The following is a 3,251-nucleotide window of genomic DNA, read 5'->3' on the forward strand; positions in this document are numbered from 1 at the left end:
ACGGCGGCCGCCTCGGGCACGGTCCACGCCCGGTCGGCGGACACCAGGGCCCAGCGGTGGTCGTCTGCTCCGGTGGCGGGGTCCTCGTCGTCGTCACCCAGGGAGCTCGCGGCACGCGCCAGGTAGTCGTCGACCACCTCGCCGTTCTCGGGGCCCAGCGCGTCGCTCATCACCCCGGGGCTGCGCGGGAGCTCGGTGCGCAGCGCGGTGAGGACGGCGACCAACGCCAGGACGATCACCACCCCGACACCCGCGATCCTGAGGACCCGCAGGCCGGCCGATCGGGGGGTCGTCCGACCGGTGCCCCGGGGCCTGCTCACGCCGCGCGGAGGGCGTCCAGCGCGTGCTGGAGGTCATCGGGGTACGAGCTCGCGAAGTCCACGCGCTCACCGGTGCCCGGGTGGTCGAACCCGAGCCCCACCGCGTGGAGCCACTGCCGCTCCAACCCGAGCCGCCTCGCCAGCACCGGATCGGCGCCGTAGGTCAGGTCCCCCGCGCACGGGTGGTGCAGGGCGGAGAAGTGCACCCGGATCTGGTGGGTGCGCCCGGTCTCCAGCTTCACCTCGACCAGCGTCGCGGCCTGGTGCGCCTCGAGCGTGTCGTAGTGGGTGATCGAGTGCTTGCCGTCGGAGGTGACCGCGAACCGCCAGTCGTTGGAGGTGTGGCGGCCGATGGGGGCGTCGATGGTCCCGGACAGCGGATCGGGGTGTCCCTGGACCAGCGCGTGGTAGGTCTTGTCGACCGTGCGGTCGCGGAACGCCCGCTTGAGGAGCGTGTACGCGCGCTCGGAGGCCGCGACCACCATCAGGCCGGAGGTGCCCACGTCGAGGCGGTGGACGATCCCCTTGCGCTCCGACGGCCCCGAGGTGGAGATGCGGTACCCGGCGGCCGCCAGCCCCCCGATCACGGTGGGGCCGGTCCAGCCCACGGAGGGGTGGGCGGCCACGCCGACGGGTTTGTCGACGACGACGAGGTCGGCGTCGGAGTAGATGACCGACATCCCCTCCACCGGCTCGGCGACCACCGCCGGTTCGGCCCGCGGGTCGGGCATCTCGACCTCGATCCACGACATCCCGGTGAGCTTGTCGGACTTGCCCACGGCCCGGCCGTCGATCAGCACCTTGCCCTCGCCGGCGAGGTCGGCGACCGCGGTCCGGGAGATCCCGAGCAGGCGGGAGACGCCCGCATCCACCCGCATCCCGTCGAGACCGTCCGGGACGGGGAAGGTGCGCAGCTCACCCATGCGTTCCGCCCACGGTGTCGCCGCCGTCCCCGCCGTCACGACGCTCCGTCGCGGCGGAGTCCTCCGCCACCAACCCACGCGAGCCGTCGAACTCCACGCCCCTGAACACGGCGACGGCCACCACGATCACGCCGACGACCAGACTCGAGTCGGCCACGTTGAACACCGGCCACCACCCGACCGAGACGAAGTCCACCACGTGTCCGCGCAGCACCCCGGGCGAGCGGATGTACCGGTCGACGAGATTCCCGGCGGCACCACCCAGGATCAACCCGAGTCCCCACGCCCACCACCGCGAGTGGACCCGGCGCGAGAACCACAGCAATCCCAGCACGACCAGTGTCGCCACGATGCTCAGGACGACGGTCGAGTCGGTCCCCATCGAGAAGGCCGCCCCGGGGTTGCGCAGGAGGAGCAGTCGTACGGTGTCGCCGACGATCCGGATCGGGTCCTGTCCCTCGAGTCCCCACACCGCAAGGGCCTTGGTCACCTGGTCCGCCGTCACGATCACCGCGGCGATCATCAGCATGACCACCGGCCCCGCCCTGAAATAGCCGGCACCGGCACCGCCGGGCGTCGTCCCCGTGGCGTCGGACCGCGTCCCGTTGGTCTCCGTCATGCGGTCCAGTATCCCTGATCCCCCGGCGGGGCCGGGTGGCCCGGTGGGTGGACCCTCTAGGATCGGGGGTCGTGAACCCCCGAACACCCCGTGCCTCCGGCCCTTCCCGACCCACGCGAGGCGGTCGCCGACTCCTCGTCACCGCGCTGGCCGCTGCGCTCGTGGCCTCCACGGCCGCGTGCTCGGACGGCGGGGACTCCCCCGGGGACGCGGCGGTCAGCGCGCAGGAGGACCAGGGCCTGGAGCCGGCGGTGGAGGTGGACCCCGGCCCCGCCCCGACGGTCGAGCTCCTCGACGAGGGCTCCGGGGACCTGAGGGTGTTGGCCTACGCCCCCTCGCGTGAGCCCGTGACCGTCGCCGTCACCAGGTCCGCGACGTCTCGCACGACCGTGCCGGGCTCGGAGCCGAGGATCGACGAGACCCCCGAGCAGACGTTGACCGTCGAGGGAGAGTCGGAACCGGATGTCGACGGCGCCCAACGGGCCACCGTCACGGCTCTGGACTTCACGTCCGTGGACGAGCTCCGCTCGGCCCAGTTCGCCACCGCACCCGGCTTCGCGGTCACCTGGACCCGCAGTGCGGACGGCATCGTCCGCGGACTCTCGCTGGAGGCCCCCGCCACCGCGACGGATGCCGCGCGGGCGGGGGTGGAGATCACGGCCAACGCCGTGTCCGACGCGACCGTCGCGTGGCCGACGGAGGCGATCGGTGTGGGGGCCCGATGGACCGTCACCCGGGCCGTCGACGACGCGGTGGCGCCGGAGCGGGCCGTCACCTACGAGCTGACCGCCCTCGACGGCGACGTGGCGACCGTGACCGTGGAGGTCGGGGCGCCCGACACCGCCGCGACCCTGGACGCCCCGGCGCCCGACGGAGGCCCGGGCGTCACGCTGGAGGTCGAGGCGTACGAGGTCACGGGGTCGGGAGAGCTGACGGTGGACCTCCGGGCGCCGGTGCCCGTGGACGGAACGACCGAGTCCTCGACGCGGGCCGTGTACGTGGACCCGGATTCGGGCCGACGCACGACCTACGAGGAGGACTCGGTGCTGGACTTCCGCCGCGCGGGCTAGGACCCGGCGACACCCGGGGAGATCACGCGACCTGGCAGGTCGCCGGCGGCTCGAGCCCGGCGTTGGTGATGAGCGCGCAGGCGAAGGACTGCTGCAGCTGCCACTGGCCACCCTGCTGGATGAACTGCGCCTGGACGTTGATGTCCTCCTGGCCGGGCTGCATGATCACCGCGTTGGCGATGAGCGTGCCGGGGATGTCGCCCTCGGCGGCACCCGTGATGGTCACGTCGGCGCCCTGCTCGGCCTTGAGGGCGGCGATCTGGTCGAAGAGCTCGGGCGCCTCGGCGCCGCCCTCGACCAGGTCGACCTTCTCCTCCAG

At 73.1% G+C, this 3,251-nt stretch carries 4 protein-coding genes and 1 pseudogene; 1 reads left to right on the forward strand and 4 read right to left on the reverse strand.

What is annotated here, in order from left to right; all coding sequences use genetic code 11:
* The 3 genes and pseudogenes from G6028_RS10890 to lspA all read right to left on the reverse strand — a co-directional run.
* Positions 1-320: pseudogene (locus G6028_RS10890) on the reverse strand (hypothetical protein); the annotation flags it as partial.
* The gene (locus G6028_RS10895; RefSeq protein ID WP_182658847.1) at positions 317-1,243 is read right to left on the reverse strand and encodes an RluA family pseudouridine synthase; all 927 of its coding nucleotides are present in this window, start codon (positions 1,241-1,243) and stop codon (positions 317-319) included. The gene G6028_RS10895 and the pseudogene G6028_RS10890, both read right to left, overlap by 4 nt.
* Positions 1,236-1,862, reverse strand: a complete 627-nt coding sequence (lspA, locus tag G6028_RS10900) for a signal peptidase II (protein ID WP_182658845.1) — start codon at positions 1,860-1,862, stop codon at positions 1,236-1,238. Before lspA ends, G6028_RS10895 begins: the two co-directional genes overlap by 8 nt.
* 71 nt (positions 1,863-1,933) lie before the next feature.
* On the opposite strand from lspA, the gene G6028_RS10905 reads away from it, so the two are divergent.
* Positions 1,934-2,932, forward strand: a complete 999-nt coding sequence (locus tag G6028_RS10905) for a hypothetical protein (RefSeq protein WP_182658846.1) — start codon at positions 1,934-1,936, stop codon at positions 2,930-2,932.
* Positions 2,933-2,954: 22 nt separating this feature from the next.
* On the opposite strand, the gene G6028_RS10910 is transcribed toward G6028_RS10905, so the two are convergent.
* On the reverse strand, positions 2,955-3,251 hold a 297-nt coding region (locus G6028_RS10910), incomplete at its 5' end, for an MTB12 C-terminal domain-containing protein (protein WP_479682428.1).

Source organism: Dietzia cercidiphylli (genome assembly GCF_014145145.1).
In the GTDB taxonomy this organism is placed as follows: domain Bacteria; phylum Actinomycetota; class Actinomycetes; order Mycobacteriales; family Mycobacteriaceae; genus Dietzia; species Dietzia natronolimnaea.

Bases quoted from the DNA above. Each gene is read 5' to 3' on its own strand.
- lspA (WP_182658845.1), bottom strand. From the start codon at position 1,862: ATGACGGAGACCAACGGGACGCGGTCCGACGCCACGGGGACGACGCCC.
- G6028_RS10895 (WP_182658847.1), bottom strand. From the start codon at position 1,243: ATGGGTGAGCTGCGCACCTTCCCCGTCCCGGACGGTCTCGACGGGATG.